This window comes from Segatella copri, assembly GCF_009494395.1.
Taxonomy (GTDB): Bacteria; Bacteroidota; Bacteroidia; order Bacteroidales; family Bacteroidaceae; genus Prevotella.
Genome location: NZ_VZCB01000073.1, coordinates 1 through 16,906, shown reverse-complemented (window position 1 = coordinate 16,906; position 16,906 = coordinate 1). Strand labels below are relative to the sequence as shown.

Annotated in this window: 14 protein-coding genes, 1 tRNA gene and 2 pseudogenes; 7 read left to right on the top strand and 10 right to left on the bottom strand. The window is 49.1% G+C overall.

Features of this window, described 5'->3' with window-relative positions:
• The 8 genes and pseudogenes from F7D73_RS08725 to trxB all read right to left on the bottom strand — a co-directional run.
• Positions 1–133 (bottom strand): annotated as a pseudogene (locus F7D73_RS08725) (site-specific integrase); the annotation flags it as partial.
• A 533-nt stretch (positions 134–666) separates the two neighbouring features.
• The gene (locus tag F7D73_RS08720; RefSeq protein WP_153123937.1) at positions 667–1,308 is read right to left on the bottom strand and encodes an HD domain-containing protein; all 642 of its coding nucleotides are present in this window, start codon (positions 1,306–1,308) and stop codon (positions 667–669) included.
• A 49-nt stretch (positions 1,309–1,357) separates the two neighbouring features.
• Positions 1,358–2,275 (bottom strand): 1,4-dihydroxy-2-naphthoate octaprenyltransferase, encoded by a 918-nt coding sequence (gene menA, locus F7D73_RS08715; RefSeq protein ID WP_153123935.1) that lies wholly within the window; start codon positions 2,273–2,275, stop codon positions 1,358–1,360.
• Positions 2,276–2,340: 65 nt separating this feature from the next.
• Positions 2,341–4,674: a putative porin gene (locus F7D73_RS08710; protein ID WP_153123933.1), complete on the bottom strand. Its 2,334-nt coding sequence runs from the start codon at positions 4,672–4,674 to the stop codon at positions 2,341–2,343.
• Between the two features lie 58 nt (positions 4,675–4,732).
• The gene (locus F7D73_RS08705) at positions 4,733–5,035 is read right to left on the bottom strand and encodes a mechanosensitive ion channel protein MscS (protein ID WP_194256879.1); all 303 of its coding nucleotides are present in this window, start codon (positions 5,033–5,035) and stop codon (positions 4,733–4,735) included.
• Between the two features lie 14 nt (positions 5,036–5,049).
• On the bottom strand, positions 5,050–5,961 hold the full coding sequence (locus F7D73_RS08700; RefSeq protein WP_153123931.1) for a DUF4468 domain-containing protein: 912 nt from the start codon (positions 5,959–5,961) through the stop codon (positions 5,050–5,052).
• A gap of 38 nt (positions 5,962–5,999) precedes the next feature.
• A tRNA-Ser gene (locus F7D73_RS08695) sits at positions 6,000–6,088 on the bottom strand.
• Between the two features lie 97 nt (positions 6,089–6,185).
• The gene (trxB, locus tag F7D73_RS08690; RefSeq protein ID WP_153123929.1) at positions 6,186–7,118 is read right to left on the bottom strand and encodes a thioredoxin-disulfide reductase; all 933 of its coding nucleotides are present in this window, start codon (positions 7,116–7,118) and stop codon (positions 6,186–6,188) included.
• A 185-nt stretch (positions 7,119–7,303) separates the two neighbouring features.
• On the opposite strand from trxB, the gene F7D73_RS08685 reads away from it, so the two are divergent.
• The 7 genes and pseudogenes from F7D73_RS08685 (at position 7,304) to F7D73_RS08655 (ending at position 15,819) form a co-directional block, all read left to right on the top strand.
• Positions 7,304–8,404, top strand: a complete 1,101-nt coding sequence (locus F7D73_RS08685; protein ID WP_153123927.1) for an AAA family ATPase — start codon at positions 7,304–7,306, stop codon at positions 8,402–8,404.
• Between the two features lie 97 nt (positions 8,405–8,501).
• The gene (locus tag F7D73_RS08680) at positions 8,502–9,581 is read left to right on the top strand and encodes a helix-turn-helix domain-containing protein (RefSeq protein WP_153123939.1); all 1,080 of its coding nucleotides are present in this window, start codon (positions 8,502–8,504) and stop codon (positions 9,579–9,581) included.
• Positions 9,582–9,879: 298 nt separating this feature from the next.
• Positions 9,880–10,422: pseudogene (locus F7D73_RS08675) on the top strand (DUF3575 domain-containing protein); the annotation flags it as partial.
• A 16-nt stretch (positions 10,423–10,438) separates the two neighbouring features.
• Positions 10,439–11,326 carry a FimB/Mfa2 family fimbrial subunit gene (locus tag F7D73_RS08670; RefSeq protein WP_153123922.1) on the top strand — a complete coding sequence of 296 codons (888 nt, stop codon included), beginning with the start codon at positions 10,439–10,441 and terminating at the stop codon, positions 11,324–11,326.
• A gap of 20 nt (positions 11,327–11,346) precedes the next feature.
• On the top strand, positions 11,347–12,234 hold the full coding sequence (locus F7D73_RS08665) for a fimbrillin family protein (RefSeq protein WP_153123921.1): 888 nt from the start codon (positions 11,347–11,349) through the stop codon (positions 12,232–12,234).
• A 117-nt stretch (positions 12,235–12,351) separates the two neighbouring features.
• Positions 12,352–14,070, top strand: a complete 1,719-nt coding sequence (locus F7D73_RS08660) for a fimbrillin family protein (protein ID WP_228117685.1) — start codon at positions 12,352–12,354, stop codon at positions 14,068–14,070.
• Positions 14,071–14,133: 63 nt separating this feature from the next.
• Complete coding sequence (locus F7D73_RS08655) at positions 14,134–15,819, top strand: fimbrillin family protein (protein ID WP_153123916.1); 1,686 nt, start codon at positions 14,134–14,136, stop codon at positions 15,817–15,819.
• A gap of 153 nt (positions 15,820–15,972) precedes the next feature.
• Here the strand turns inward: F7D73_RS08655 and F7D73_RS08650 are convergent, their stop codons facing one another.
• On the bottom strand, positions 15,973–16,407 hold the full coding sequence (locus F7D73_RS08650; protein ID WP_153123914.1) for an N-acetylmuramoyl-L-alanine amidase: 435 nt from the start codon (positions 16,405–16,407) through the stop codon (positions 15,973–15,975).
• A 166-nt stretch (positions 16,408–16,573) separates the two neighbouring features.
• A complete protein-coding gene (locus F7D73_RS08645) occupies positions 16,574–16,666 on the bottom strand; it encodes a smalltalk protein (protein ID WP_153123913.1) in 93 nt (30 codons plus the stop codon).
• Positions 16,667–16,906: the final 240 nt, after the last annotated feature.

Below are 16,906 nucleotides of genomic sequence, written 5' to 3'. Positions count from 1 at the left end.
CCTTGGTCACGCTCAGCTTGCAACTGAACTGTGCGATAGTTCCGTTGATTGTCACACGTCCCATGATAGGGACAATTCCGTTTCTCTCCTTGCTTCCGTTTACATAGAAGACTGTCTTGAATGTACTTCTCATAATTCCTTGCTTTTTGTTCTGTGCAAAATTAAATCATGAGAGTTGCATGGCAAATTCACAACCTGTGCAGAATTGAGAAGTAAAAACCGAAGCCGTTAAAAATGCTTATTAGAGCGTTTCTTTGAGGTAATGACTTGAAAGCGTTTCTACTTCTCAAATCCGCCATTTTCGCATTTCCTCACGAATGCCACAAAAAGCCAACGACTGCCACAACCACTTGAAACTCAAAACAAAAGCTCAAATCTGCTATTTTTTGCTTTTTTAGTCATTCTTTTTCTAAAAAACTTTTTGATCTGTACGGTTGAAACGCCCTGAAAGGGCAAAAGCTCCTAGCCCAGGGCATCGCCCTGGGTAATTACGGACGCAAACCTGTCGCCCTGTAAGGGCAAAAGCTTTAAAACTCCAGACAAAACATAAAGCTTTTGCCCTTACAGGGCGCCTTGCTGATTGCCATCATACCCAGGGCGATGCCCTGGGCTAGGAGCTTTTGGGCCTTCAGCCCGTACTTGAACCACATGCGAAACTTCAGTCTGTTATGGTTTTCTGTTCTCTATCTCGTCGTATATCTTTTCGAATTCCTTTCTGAGCATGCTTTTGTGTTCGATGATGTTTCTCAGTTCCTTCAGTGCTTTCTCGTTGGGGGAGTTCGGAATCCATAGTTTGATGTATCCGTTTCTGGAATACTTCTCTTCCATGTGTTCAGAGAATCTTTCCCACTGTTCTTCCTTGTTTTTCTCTGGATAGTTCTCTTTTCCGTATTCAATGGCGCGAAGGAAAATCTCGTGTACCTCGATGTCTCTGTCTGCTTCGGCAACGATTTTCCCATAGATACTTCGTGGTTGTCTGCTGGATGAAGCACGGTGATCCTCCACAGCTTCCTTCATGATCTTGATCTGTTCGGGAGTAAACCAGCGTTTCAGTCTGGCATCAGCCTGGAGAATTTTTCCGCTCGTGATGTGATGGATGGCGCGCGGACCGCTCATTCCTAAGTCGTGGTAGGCGGCAACGATATAAACCATGTCGATGTCGGCACCTGTTACAGGTACGAGTTTCAGGGCGTTTCTGATCACACGGGTCACGTGGCGCAATCCGTGGCTCTCACCAAACTCCGTATATTTGGGCAGAATCTGTGTTTCCACAAACTGCATGATTTCGAGATTTACTTGTTGCTTCATACTTTTTCTTCTTTATATATATTATAATGTACGCGCGTACATTATATAATTACATCATTCCAATGATGATGAAGGTAGAGATGATACCGAAGGTGAAGATGTTGAGCGCAGTATAACCCAGCACCTTGTTCAGCATTCTTCCTTCTCCAATCTTTCTCATCTTGGCGTATGTCCGGTTGTGTAGCACGAGACATGTTGCTGCAAAAGGCAAGAACTTCGAATCTGCATCGTAGGCAAGGGCACCGTAGATGTTGATTCCTATCATGATGAGGATGCCGATGTTGCCCAGCGCACAGTAGAGTCGCTCACCGTTTTTCTTGCCGATGTGAACAATCAGCGTCTTCTTGCCCGCCTTGAGGTCGTTGTCGTGGTCGCGATAGTTGTTCAGGATGAGCAGCGTATCTACTACCAGTCCGCAGGCGATGGAAGTCAATATGGCTTCGCCGGATACTCCCTGCATTCCTACCGGCATCACCAGGTTGTAGGTGCAGCAGACCGGTACGATGCCGAAGAAGACCAGCACCAGCAGGTCGCCCAATCCCAGATAACTCAATTTGGTGGTATAGAGGAAGCAGAATAGCACACAGCAGATGCCTACGATGATCATCTCCCTTCCTCCGTAAAAGGCGAGTGGCAGTCCGATGGCGCAACCCAGAAGGGTAGTGAGGATGATGCCCCATTTCATGGCTTTCATCGTAATCCAGCCTTCGGCACAGGCGCGTTTTGGACCGAGTCTCGTCTCGTCATCGTTGCCATGCTTGAAGTCGAAGAAGTCGTTCACCAGGTTGGAATCTATCTGCATCACCCAGGCAAAGAGTAGGCAGAGCAGGGCTGGAATCCATTGACAATGGGTGTTGGAATCCTTGTATGCCAGGGCTACACCCAGCATTACGGGAACAGCAGCTGCCGTCAGAGTAACCGGACGGGCTGCCAGGAACCATGCTTTGAGAGAATTAGTTTTAACCATAGATTAGGGGATTTTTATGTAAGGAGTGAGCGATAAGACTCACTCCTTACTATTTTTTAAATATACTAGTTGAAGAAGTTCCAGCTTACACCGATTCTCATCACGCTTTCGTTCATAGGATAATGAGGGGTGAAGAAATAATTCTTGTCACCCTTGCCGGCATTGATGTGGCTCATCATGATGAAAAAGCGGGTATGCTTGAGATGTGCATTGGCATATACGTTGATGATAGGGTAGTTGCCTACCTTCACGTTGTTCTCGCCATTACCCTGTACGGTATACATGCCCACGTATGGAGAATAGTCTGGGGCTTCGTAGCTGGTAAAGTAGCGTACGTCGGTACCCATGTCTATTTTCAGTACCTTGGCAATGTTTACCTTGATATAGAGGTTGCTGTATACATTGAGTGCAGGTACCGGAAGTGCACTCTTGTTGCTGGAGTTCTGATAGGTAATCAGGTTCTCCCAATGGAAGATGCCGAACTTGAAGTTCTGTTCCAGTTGGGCTGTCAGCAGATTGATGCCTGAACTTTCCTGCATCGGTGTCACCACAACGCCAGTGCGAAGGAAATCTTCTGTCACGTTGTATGACTGTGAGAAATAAGTATAGTTCTTGATTTCGTCTACAGCCACCCGCAAGGTCGTGTTGGTCTTGTTATATCTCAATGTACCCATGATGCGGGTATGGATGGTCTTCTCAAGGTCATCATCCCACCATGCATGACGTGCATGATATTTACGGTAGTAGAAGGATGGTGTCTCCCGGTGGAAGAACGCATCACCTCTTACCTGAACGGTATCTCCGAGGAATGGGATGTTGACATCCAGGTTACCGTCGATGGCGAGGGTACCGGCGTCTACACCTGTCAAGCCAATCTCAGCTGTGGCATTATAGTGCAGCGTCTTACCCTGTTGCTTACTCAACTGTCCACCCACGCTCAGTGCATGCTCGTTGAATTTCTCGAATCCGCCTTCCTTGTCTGGCAGGGTATAGTGGCGCAGGTCATAGCTGGCGAAAGCCTTGATACCAGCCTTTGCCCACTTGCTGAATCCTTCCAGTGTAGCCAGTGCCAGGGTATTCTTCATGTGCCAGTGCTTGGTCTGGTCGTAGATGGAGTCACCCTGTAGTCTGCCTGCGGTATAGTATTCTTCCAGATAATAGTCGGCAGGAGTCTTGTATGCCTCGTAGATACGTTTGTAATTGTCAAACTTCACGGTATGTATGATACTTGTAACCGGCACATACTCGTTCTTGTACCACAGCGAATCCTCCTGTTTTTTCTTTTCGATGGCCATCAGACTGTCGGCTGCCGCCTTTCCGTTCACGGCGATACGGTTGCTGTCATCCTTACCATTCTCATCTTTAGCAGGTTCGTCTCCGGCAATCTTGGCATTGTCCGGTCTTCCCGAGAACTGGGCCTTCTGTTTCTTGTCGAAAGCCTTCTCGTCGAATTTCTTTCCGCTTTTCTTGGCCTGTTTCCTGGCTTCCTCCTTGGCATCTTCCGCAGCGTTTTCCTTGGCCGATTCCATGGCGAATTTCTTAGCCTTGATTTCTTCCTCGGTCATTTTTACCTTGCGGTTGAAGCCGAAGCTGTATCGGTGACTCAGGAAGATATGCTGGTTGTCATTTCTGTTCCAGTTCTCCTCCAGTACGGTAGGGATTTCATTGCTGGCGAAATCATCGGTATATTGTTCCGGATGCTTGATATAGTCATCATTGGTGATACCTCCGTTCTCAGTCACCTTCTGGTGATTGGTACTGAAGAGGAAGTGTGCCTGATATCTGTCGCCCAGATAAGAGGTCCACATGGTGTACTTGAAGTGGGAAGTACTCTGTGCATTGTAGTATCCTCTGCCGTATTTGTAGTCGAAACGGAATCCACCACCCAACTGCTTGTTGGCATTCACTGCAAAGATAGCCTTGAAGTCGTCTTCTCCGTTGGTACGGTCACCACAACTGTTCAGCGTCACGTTGGTGATAGGAGAGTAGGTGTTGGTGAAATGGAAGTCGCTCACGGGCGTTACGATGTTGTCGTATGGTTCCGTGAACATGAAGTTACCCTGCGTACGTCGGTCGATGAAGATACGGTTGATTCTTGCAGTACCCATGTTGCCCAGTGTGTTATACTGTCCATATAGTCCCTCGTTGAATGTAGAGTTCATATACAGGTGCTGCAGTGTGTCGACGGGAGCTTCCGTCCTGTCTCCGAATCTTTCGTCTATGGTCCACACCTTGATACCCTTTGGTATTTCCTTGTCCGAACCGAGCGAGTCTGTGTTCACCCGGCTGCTGGTCTGTGGTCTGAACTGTGAATCTTCGTTATTGTTAAAATCGTTTTGTGCCGCAACTGTGAGAGTTGCAGCACAAAATAGTATCATCGTTAATATTGATTTCTTCATTATCTTTCTGAATGTTCGGAACTGGCTGTAATCTTTCAGGATGTTTGGAAACCAGCTGTTATTTTTTGAATAGTCGGATGCAAACTTCTGCAATCTTGATTGCCACACCAAGAATCAGTACGATTGCTGCCAATGTGTGATAGTCGTCCAGTTGGGTCCAGATAACAACGCCGATGATAGCCAGGAGCATGAATGCGATGTTGAGGTAGTTACGTATCTGCAACATATTGTTCTGGTCGCTGTAGGCTAGTCGGCGGTGATGTCTGTGATCCGGACGCACGGCATAGCTGGTCTTTGGCTGTTCCTGCTGCTTGCTGTTTTCAGCCTGTTCAGTCTGTATGTTGTTATTTTCTTCTGCCATAATCTGAATGGATTTTACTGTTTAACCAATGTTGTTATCTCGCTGAAAATCTGGTCTTTTCTGTCGATAGTCTTTTTGCGGAACTTACCGAATATCTTTGCCAGGTCGTTCTTTTTCTTGGTCAGTGCCACCTTGTCGGTAATCACCTGCTCAGCAGGAGCCTTGAATCCTGTCGGTCTGTCTTCCTCATAGTTGTATGAGATGCGGAGGAGTTTGAGATTCAGATGATTGTCTGCGATTTTGGCAACGAGCTGATACTTGAACTCTGAACGGTCGAGTGAGATGAAGGAACTGCTGAACACGAGCCATTCGTCCATGCTGTTGGCGATGATGTATTCGTTAGGGTTCACCAGCGCCACTCTGCTGCCGATATTTTCATCCGACTGTGTCAGGTCGCTCATATATTCGTATACGATGTCGTAGATCTGCTTGGCTGTCTTGCCGTTGGCATCCGTATCGAGGGTGAATTCCACCTTGCCCTCATGGTTCAGCTTGACAGCTCCTTCCAGATACTTAGGATCTTCCTTGAGTTCCACGCCGTTTGCCATCAGCACAGGCTTTGCTTCTTCCTTCTTCTTGGCTACCGTGGTAGGAATTGCCCATCCACCCTTGGTGACAGCTTCTTCCTTCGGGAGGTTGGGAGCAGGTTCTGCTTCAGCTTTCTGGGCTTCAGCCTGCTTGATTTCTGCTTTCTTGGCTTCCATCTGCTTGGCTTCAGCTTCCGCCTTGGCTGCTTCCTGGTTCAGACTGTCGGTCTGCGCCTTCAGACGAGCAGCTTCAGCCTTCATCTTAGCTATCTGCAGTGCCTTCTTGGCAGCTTCCAATTGTTTCTGGGCTTCTTCCAACTGCTGTTGCTCTGTAAGCACAGTCTGTGCTTGCATAGTAAGAGGAAGAAGCATCATTATAGGGATGATAAATTTTTTCATGTTGGTTTTACTTATTATCTGAAAAAAAACGAATGTTGCGGAAGATGAGGGATTCAAACCCCCGATACCCGAAAGAGGGTATACCGGATTTCGAGTCCAGCGCATTCGGTCACTCTGCCAATCTTCCTTCGTCATTATCAGATGCAAAAGTACGATAATTTTTGCACCTGACAAAATATAGACGATTTTTTTTAATTTAATTATACTTTCACCTGCCCAATACCCTACAATGTCTGCAGGTATCTGTCTGCTTCGATGGCTGCTTTGGCTCCTGAACCTGCTGCAACGATTCCCTGACGGTAAACCGGGTCGGCAACGTCACCGGCTGCAAAGATGCCTGGCAGCTTAGTGCTTGCCGTACCTGGGATAACCTTGATGAAACCCTGCTCGTCCAGTTCAAGATAATCCTTGAAAAGGTCGGTATTAGGCTTATGGCCGATAGCCAGGAAGAAACCGTCGATAGCGATGTCAAACTCCTCCTCGTTGGCTTCGCCCTTATGACGAACGAGATGAGCCCCCTCTACACCGTTCTCTCCGAAGAGACCTAAGGTATTGGTTTCGAAGAGAATTTCGATATTCTCCTTTTCCTTCACGCGCTGCTGCATGATTTCTGCCGCACGCAGATAAGGCTTGCGGACAATCATGTAAACCTTCTTGGCAAGACTGGAGAGATAGAGAGCTTCCTCGCAGGCTGTATCACCACCACCTACTACGGCAACAGTACGCTTGCGGTAGAAGAAGCCGTCGCAGGTAGCACATGCTGAAACGCCCTGTCCACGGTATTTCTCTTCGTCCGGCAGACCCAGATATTTGGCAGAAGCACCTGTTGCGATGATTACGGTATCAGCCTCAATCTCATTTCCTCGCTCATCAGTCAGGTGATAAGGGCGTGAACTGAAGTCTACCTTCTCGATGCTTCCGTCTCTCAGGTCAGCACCGAATCTTGCAGCCTGCTCCTTCATGTCCATCATCATCTGGGTTCCGTCTACACCGTTAGGGTAGCCTGGGAAGTTTTCTACTACGGTGGTGATGGTAAGCTGTCCACCAGGTTGCATACCCGAATAGAGAACAGGCTTAAGGTCGGCTCTACCTGCATAGATGGCTGCAGTATATCCTGCAGGTCCACTGCCTATGATTAATGTCTTTACTTTTTCCATTTATTTCCTTTAGTTTAATAATTCTTATCCATAGATTATGCAAAGTTACTATTTTTCGGTTAGATTACAAAATAATGAACCGTTTTTTTTCTATCTTTAAGATTTTATTGCTATCTTTGCACCCAGAATAGAAAATAAGCAAGATGGTTGCATCTAATCAGACGAATAAAAACAAATATAGAGATATGAATACAATTAAGAAGATTGTACTTACTGGTGGTCCGTGTGCGGGAAAGACCACTGCATTGGTCAAGGTGATAGAGCATTTTACGAGCCTTGGCTATAAGGTATTTACCATTCCAGAAGTACCAACCATGTTCACCCAGTCGGGTATGAATTATCTTACCAAAAATGAGAAGTTCTTTTTTGAGGGTGAGAAGGCTACCTTCCTGACTCAGATAGGGTTAGAGGATAGTTTTTCCCGTATGGCAGAGACTTTGGACCAGCCGGTCATCATCGTTTGCGATCGTGGCACGATGGATATTTCTACTTATCTTTCTGAAGATTTCTGGAACCGCATCATCTCTGAGCAGGGATACAGCAACACCCAGTTGCGTGAGCGTTATGATGCAGTGCTTCATCTCGTGAGTGCTGCCGATGGAGCAGAGCAGTTCTATACCACCGCCAATAATGCGCAGCGATTGGAGAAGGCTGATGAGGCTGGTCTTCAGATAGCCCGTGAACTGGATAAGAAGATCGTTTCTGCCTGGAAGGGTCATCCTCATCTCCGTGTCATCAACAACCATGAGGATTTCGAGAACAAACTCAATCGCGTATTGAAGGAGATAAGTAATGTCCTGGGCATTCCTCAGCCGATAGAGGAGGAGCGCAAATATATCGTGAAACTGGTGGGCGAGGTGCCTAATGCCATTGACAGCGATATTGTCCAGACCTATCTTTCGGGTGAGCCGGGTAGTGAAATCCGTCTCCGTCGCCGTAGTTTCGAGGGTGGTAAATATGTTTACGTACATACATCCAAGAAGCGTATTTCGGATAAGGAGCAGATTGAGACAGAGCGTCAAATCAATGCCAATCTCTATGAATCGATGCTGCAGCAGGCGGACCCTTACCGTGCCACCATCCGCAAGCACCGTAAGAGCTTTATCTGGAAGGGACAGTACTTCGAACTGGATTCCTTCGAGCAGCCAGTTCACGACCTGATGATACTGGAAACCAAGGGAATAGCTCTGCATGAGAATGTAAACTTCCCTCCATTCATCCAGGTGGTGGAAGATATTACGGGCAATACCCAGTATGACAATTATAATATCGCATTGAAGAGATAGTATGTGGTAGAATCGGTAACCGGCTGATAAAACAAAAAAAAGCATAACAATGGAACCAACTATATACAATTTTTCACTTTGTACCGCACTGCCGTTAATGTTGTTCTTCGGCTTTTATTTTTTATTTGCAAAGACTCCTGAAAAGAAAATTTTCAAGAATTATCTCCGCTCCCGACAGATGATGGGTATAGCTATGCTGCTGCTTTCGGCAAATTATTCGGTACATTTCTTCTTTGGTATCCGATTCAAAAATGCGGATTCTGCCATATTGATGAACATGTCCACATACTTCCTGTGCTATTCTCTGTTCAGTTCGGCATTGATAATGTTGCTTGATCGTTTTTACATTACCAAACGGCGTGTGTGGACACATATCATATTATGGATTGTATTTTCAACTCTTTCCGGAGTTGTGTTGTTCCTGTTGCCAAGCGGAATCATACAAAAAATCTCTTTATTTGCTTTAGCTGCCTGGTTGGTCGTTTTTGGAGTCGTTTTAGCTCGCAGAGTCATAATTGCATATCGTAGAGGCATTCGGATTTTCAATGAAACTCAGGCGGATGATATAGGCGCATATATCGAATGGCTTTCCATATTCACTTATTGGGCTGTTATCTTTGGTGTCGGATGCGGATTGCTGACATTTCTGCCAGACAATTATGTTTTTATTTGGATTTTGTCGTCAATACCGTTCTACAGCTATCTTTTCTACAGCTATCAGAACTACCTGCTGTTCTATGAACAGGTAGAAAATGCGTTTGAGCAGGATATACAATCTGAAGAAGAACTTCTGACAAATTCGGGAATTGAACCCGAAATGGTTTCAGAAGAAGTTCCTGGGTCCTATACAGAATTTATAGAGAAGGTTGACAACTGGATAAAGACGGACGGCTATGTCCAGCAGGGACTTACCATAAAAGAACTGTCCAAAATACTTTATACGAACCGTACCTATCTTTCAGCTTATATCAAGACTACGTATAAAATGACATTCCGCGAATGGATAACCAGTCTCCGGTTGGAGTATGCGAAAAACATACTGAAGGAGCATCCAGAAATCAATATACAGAAGCTGGCTGAGTCTTCCGGTTTCCTTTCCCGCAGTAACTTTATCAAATTATTTTCCGAGAAGGAAGGATGTACGCCTGCCAAATGGAAAAAAGCAAATCGGGAATAATTTGTGTAGTAAAAAACATCGGAAAAGGTCACAGAAACCCATTTTCAAAAAGTACTCAAACGACAAAAAAGTGCAAATTCGACAATTCAAAAAGTGCTAATTCGACAAAAAAGTTGCTCGACGACAATTTTTATAAGATTTAATAGAAAAAGTTTTTCTAATTTTTGGGGCATAGAATGGCATTTATTATCTTTGCAGTAGACAAAGATAATAAATGCATGTTTATATGAATAGAAAAATCACTTTCCTTACCTTGTTTTTGTGGCTGATGACGGTAACATTTCCTGTCATTGCGCAGCAGAAAGCTGCTCAACAAAATCACCTTACCGATATGCCATTGGGAACCAAAACCCCAACCGGCTATCATTTTTCCCTGCGTTCCAACCTGCTGCGCTGGGCTACCCTGACACCAGATCTTGGCGTGGAATGGCGCATCTGCCCGTCGTGGGGCATTGCCGTAAACAGCTCGTGGACTTCTTGGAGTTGGAATGACAAAGACCGCCGCTATGCACTCTGGGAAGTGGCTCCAGAAGTGCGTTACTATATGGGTGAGAAGAAAGCCTGGTATCTGGGCGCGATGTTCAAGACCGGACAGTTCAACTACAAGCTCTCCGAAACAGGCAAGCAGGGCGACCTGATGGGTGGCGGCATCACCGCTGGCTATCAGATGTGGCTGAATAAGGCACTGGCTCTTGATTTCAACCTCGGTTTGGGCTACCTGAATGCCGACTATGAGAAATATGAGGTCATCGACGGTGTACGTGTACGCCGCGGCAACGAAACAAAAGATTGGTGGGGCCCCACCAATGCCGGTGTGACATTGGTATGGAAGTTATTCTAATACGGAGGAATAAAGTATGAAAGCAAGACAATATATAAATATGGTAGGAATGGCAGCCGCCGTGCTGTTCTCTTCCTGCGTGAAGGACACGCTTTATGACACGCCGCACCCCGACTACGGGAAGATTGCGGTGACAGCCGACTGGTCGGCCCGCGGTGAGGGTATCGACATACCTGCCACGTGGACGGTCACCATGGGCGACTATACGGGTACGGAGACTTCCGCCACCCATGCCCCCGACCATCTGTTTGCTCCGGGCAGCTACACCCTTGCGGTGTGGAATCCGGCTGAAGGAATCACGGTGAACGGCACCACAGCCACCATTGCCGCAGCCACGGGAAACCGGGCAGGCACGGATGCCTTTGTGAACAATGCCCCGGGATGGTTCTTCACCTATACGGAACAGGTGAGCATCGAGAAAGACAAGGACTATCCGCTGACCGCCGCAATGAAGCAGCAGGTACGCGAACTGACGCTTGTCGTCGAACCGACGGGTGATGCCGCCGGACGCATCACGGAGATTGTTGCCCATCTGACGGGTGCAGCCGGAACATTCGACTTCGCTACCGATACCTACGGAGCCACTTCGAACGTCGTGCTGCCCTTCACCAAGATTACCGAAGGTGACGATGCCGGCAAGTGGAAAGCCACGGTGCGGCTGCTGGGTGTGACCGGCACGGAACAACTGCTGACGGGTGAAATCCGCTATGCTGACGGCAACCCGACCCCCACCACGCTGAAAAGCGACCTCACGGAAGCCCTCAAGGAGTTCAACACCGGAAAGGGCAAATCGCTGACCCTCGGCGGAACGCTGGTTGAGACTCCCGAAGGCATGGAAGTGGACGGAGCCGAAATCAACGGCTGGGAAGAAGTGAAAGGTGATGATGTAAATGCCGATTTGTAACTAATAAAATTATAGATATAATGAAGACAAGATTTTTTGCACTTGCGTTGCTCGCCCTCGCACTGGCGGCATGCAACAACGATAACGAGAACCTGAATGGTGGCCCTGTGGCCGCCCAGTTTACCGCCGATATCGCCCCTGCCACCCGCGCCAGCGGAACCACCTGGACTGGCGGTGACCGTATCGGCATCACCGACATCGGCAACGATACCCAGTACGGCAACGTGCCTTTCATCCTGAAGAACGGGAAATTTGAGGCAGAAGGAAAGGTCATCTATATCGAAGATACACAGACCCATACTTACCGCGCCTACTATCCGTACAACGCGGCGGGAGGCATCCTCACAGCCACGACCGATGCCACGGCGCAGCAGAACCAGCCTGCCATCGACTTCCTCTTTGCTTCAGGAGCCACGGGAGACAAAAACAGCCCGGTAGTAAGCTTTACCGACAAAACCGCCAAAGGCGGTGAAGACAACTCCTTCCACCACCGCATGAGCCAGATAACCCTTACCTTCGAGGCGGGCGACGGCGTGGATTTCAGCGTGGTCATGCCTGAACGTTACACGCTGGACGGATTGTTACTCACCGGTACGTTCAACACGGCCGACGGTATTGCCACCGCAGACAACGGACTACAGACCGGAGAACTGACCATGAATCTGGCAGACGGCAATCTCACGTCATCGATCATCCTCTTCCCGCAGACAGTTGCATCCCTGCCGTTGGTTGTGAATTATAAAGGTCAGGAATATCATGCCACACTCACCATGCCCGATGGCGCACTGCTGGCGGGCAACAACTATACCTATACCGTCAAGGTGCGCAACAAAGTCCTTGAAGTCAGCGAAGCCACCATTGCAAAGTGGAACGATATAGACGGTGGAGAAGAGGATGCTGACCTGTAAGACATTAATAATTAAGAATGAAGAATTATGAGACATAGATTATTTATCCCCGCAGTCCTCGCGCTGCTGTTCGCCCTCGCCGCCTGCACGCAGGACGAACTTGCTGGCGATAGCCGTCTGTCCAAAGAGGAATATCCTATAGTCATCCATGCCACCGGATTGTCCGTAGAAGCAACGCCGCTGGCAGCCCCATCAACCCGTGCCTCCGTGGACGGCGACTGGCAGGGCGTCACTTCCGTGGCACTCAAGATTGGCGAAGCGGTAAAGGAATACACCGTTACGACTACGGATGCCGACGGATACAAGAGCGCCACGCTCTCACGCAAGAACGCCCCGCACTACTGGACCAGCCGCGACCCGATTACCGTATCGGCATGGTGGCCCTTGGATGATACAGACATCACACAGATGCCTGTCGTGAAGGTTGCCGAAGACCAAAGCAAATTGGCTGACTTCCAGAACAGTGACTTCATCTCTGCTGAGAACCGGAAGGTGGAATTTAACAACCCGACACTTGAATTTACCCATCGCACGGCACGCGTAGCAATCGAACTGAAGCCCGGCACGGGATTCACGAGCGTCGCCGGTGCCACGGTGAGCCTCGTAAGCCTGTCCGCCGATAACGGCAACCCGACCGCCATCAAGACTTACAATGCAAGCGGCAACACCTACGAGGCACTGACCGCCCCGCAGACCGTTGCGGCAGGCAAACCGTTCGTCAAGGTGGAACTCGGCGGCGGCACCTTCTACTTCCGTCCGCAGAACAACGTCGTATTAGAAGCGGGCAGCCGCTATAAATATACCGTTAAGGTGAACACCACCGGCCTGACGTTAGAGGGCTGCACCATCGGCAACTGGGTTGACGGCGGCGGCGAGAGCGGCGAGGCTGAGGATTTGGGCTACATCTACGACAGCAACACCAATACCTACACGGTCTATAACGCCGACGGCCTGATGAATGTAGCCGAATTAGTGAACGGAGGTAAGACCGACATAAACATTACCCTCACCGCCGACATTGACCTCACAGGCAAAGACTGGACGCCGATAGGCACAGACTACGACAACTCATACACCGGCACCTTCGACGGTGGCGGCCATACCATCACGGGGCTGACCGTTACGACAAATGACAAATATGCGGGTCTGTTCGGCTATCTCGGTAATTTCAATAATGGCGCCGCTACGGTGAAGAATTTGGTGATGGATGGCATACAGATAACATGCAATCACAGGTTGGGTTATGCCGGCGGCGTGGCAGGATTTAGCTGGGGCACCATTGAAAACTGCTCGGTGTCGGGCAGCATTAGCGGCACGATGAGCGTCGGCGGTGTGGTGGGTGTTCAAAGGGACCATCCCATCACCGGATGCAGTTCCTCTGCCACAGTGAAGGGAACGCTCAATGTCGGCGGCGTGGCAGGTCAGACGATTTTTAGTGCCACCTTGACCGCTTGCTATGCCACAGGCAACGTGATCATAGAAATAGACCGCACACAGAATATCTCTGGCGGCGGTCTGGTAGGATTCAACGACGGAATAAGCCTCCTTTCCTGCTATGCCACGGGCAACGTAACCAGTACGGGTAGTAGCACTGGCTATGTACATATCGGCGGCTTTTTGGGAGATAACTACATTACCGTGACTGCCTGCTATTGGAAGAACAATCATGAACAAGGCATCGGCTACAATAGGGAAAGCACCGGAGCCACGAAGGTGGACGGCTCTGTCGTTACCTGGCAGAACGCCGTTGATGCCATGAACACCGCCTTGCAGAACGCAGGCTCAGAGTGGCGTTACGAACTTAAAGGAGCATTGCCTACCTTGAGGAAGCAGTAAACCGTCGGGCGGAAAAGTTACGCCCGCAACGGAAAGAACCAGAGTAATAAAATAACAGATATTATGAGGATAAGATTTTTTGCACTTGCAGCGCTCGCCCTCTTATTGGGCGCCTGCACACAGGACGAAGCAGGCTTCCTGCCTGAAGGGGCGGAAGGCACACCCATCGTCTTCACCGCCACGGGGCTGAACCCCGCCGCGATAGCCACCGCCGGCACCCGTGCCCCGGTGGATGGCAATTGGGAGGGTGTGCAGAGCGTGGCAGTTCTGATGGACGGCATGGTGAAGACGTACAACGTGACGCCCTCCACCGCCGACCCCACCAGCGCCACGCTGACCTCCACCGACCCGTACTACTGGACCAACCACAACGACATCACCGTCACAGCGTGGTGGCCCTACACCGCTGGCGAGACAACCCCACCTGCGGTAAAGGTAAAAGCCAACCAAAGTGCCCAGAAAGACTTTGAGGGCAGCGACCTCATCGTAGCCGACGGACAGATGGTGACCTACGGTAGCCCCACGCTCCGCTTCACCCACCGCACGGCGCGGGTGACCATCGTTCTGACGGACTACACCGAGGGGCTGGCATCCGTGCGGCTGACGGGCCTCTCCACCGAAGGCGACAACCCGGATATAATCGTCCCGTACAGCAAGGGCAGCAACACCTACACCGCCATCGTCGCCCCGCAAAGTGTGGCAGTTGGCACGACCTTTATCACCTGCACCTTCACTAACGGCAAGACCTTCGTTTATAAGATGAAGAATGCTACCGACTGGCAGGCGGGCGGTGAATATACCTACACTGTCTCCCTCGCTGCGGCAAAAGACCCGGGATATACCATAGAGGGCAACGGCAGCTACACCGTTACCTCCGCCGATGGCCTGATAAATGTAGCCGAATTAGTGAACGGAGGTAAGACCGACATTAACATTACCCTCGACAAAGACATTGACCTAACGGGCAAAGGCTGGACGCCGATAGGCACAAACTACGAAAACCGATACAAGGGTACCTTCGACGGCCGCGGCCATACCATCAAGGGGCTGACCGTTACGACAAATGACCAATTTGTGGGTCTGTTCGGCTATCTCGATAGAGCTGGTACGGTGAAGAACGTGGTGATGGAAGACATACAGATAACAAGCAATCACGTGTTAATGTCAGGCAATACTGGCGGCGTGGTAGGATCTAGCTGGGGCACCATTGAAAACTGCTCGGTGTCGGGCAGCGTCAGCGGCACGAATTGTGTCGGCGGTGTGGTGGGTGGACAAAAGGCTGGTTCCATCATCGGATGCAGCTCCTCGGCCACAGTGAAGGGAACGCGCTATGTCGGCGGCGTGGCAGGAGAAAAACAGGGCACCATGATCGCTTGTTATGCCACAGGCGACGTGACCTTAGAAATAGACTCCCAAAGGGATCTTTCTGGCGGCGGTCTGGTGGGATTCAACGGAGGAAACGGCGTTCTTGCCTGCTATGCCACGGGCAACGTAACCAGTACGGGTAGTAGCACTGGCAATGTACATATCTTCGGCTTGTTGGGAGATAACTACACCACCGTGACCGCCTGCTACTGGAAGAACAATCAGGAACGAGGCTATAACACCGCCCCCGAATCTATGAAGGTAGACGGCACTTACGTTACCTGGCAGAAAGCCGTTGATGCCATGAACCGCGCCTTGCAGAACGCAGGCTCAGAGTGGCGTTACGAACTTAAAGGAGCATTGCCTACCTTGAGGAAGCAGTAAAGGCGATTCCAAATCTGGCATACAGGGCAATAGTGGAATATGTTACCTTCTATGCAAAAACTCCCGATCTGCAGGATTTTTAGCGCAGACCGGGAGAAAACTATAAATTAACAATTATGGAAAAAATAAAAAAGAATGTAATCAGAGTGTGGACTACAGGAGGAAATTGATCTCGGCTAGCCAGGATGAAACATCAAACGATGGACATGCCTTGCGGACTCCTGGCAGATCACGATGACCTAAGATCTCGGCATTCGGATAACTGAGTGATAAACTGTAGAGTAACTCTTCCAACGTCTTCTTCTGCTCGGGGGTGCGAGTGTCGGCTGGCTTGCCGTTCTCGTCGAGACCGCCCTCATAGCAAATGCCGATGCTGTGGGCGTTGTAGTGACGGGCATGTGCGCCTATCTCATTCTCTGGACGGCAGGGATAGAGTATGCCATCCTTTGTGATGTAGAAGTGGTAGCCGATGCCCTTGAAACCTCTAGCCTTGTGACAGGCTTCCAACTGCTCTACTGTGAAATTCTTGTTGACTCGAGTGGCACTGCAGTGGACCACTATCAGATTGATTTTTCTTTGATTCTTCATTGGATTCTATGGATTATTAATGATTAATGTTTGTCTCCCACAGATTGCACAGATTTTCACAGATTTTTCTCCTCGCGGAGTTTTTACTGTGAAGCTTAGTGAGTACCGTAGCATGGAACGAAGAAGATCTGTGTAAATCTGTGAAATCTGTGGGAGAACTAAAATATCATTTGCAGCTCTGCACACAGAAGGCGCTGAGGACGGCAGTGAGGACAGTGATGACGAAATTGATTACTTTCTGAATTGTTTCCTTTTTCATTTTTATTAATGATTAATGTTGAATGTTTAATGTTTAATTTTCCCACAGATAACACAGATTTTCACAGATTTTCTTTACTGTGAGACTTGATGTGTATAAGACCGTTGCTTGCAACGAGAGTATCTGTGCAAATCAGTGAAATCTGTGGGAGACAAAAGAGAGGAAGCGGGCAGGACGAGCAAGCATCCGTTCAGGGCGATGATTTGACAATGTTGAATTTCATTCCTGATGTGCCCTCGG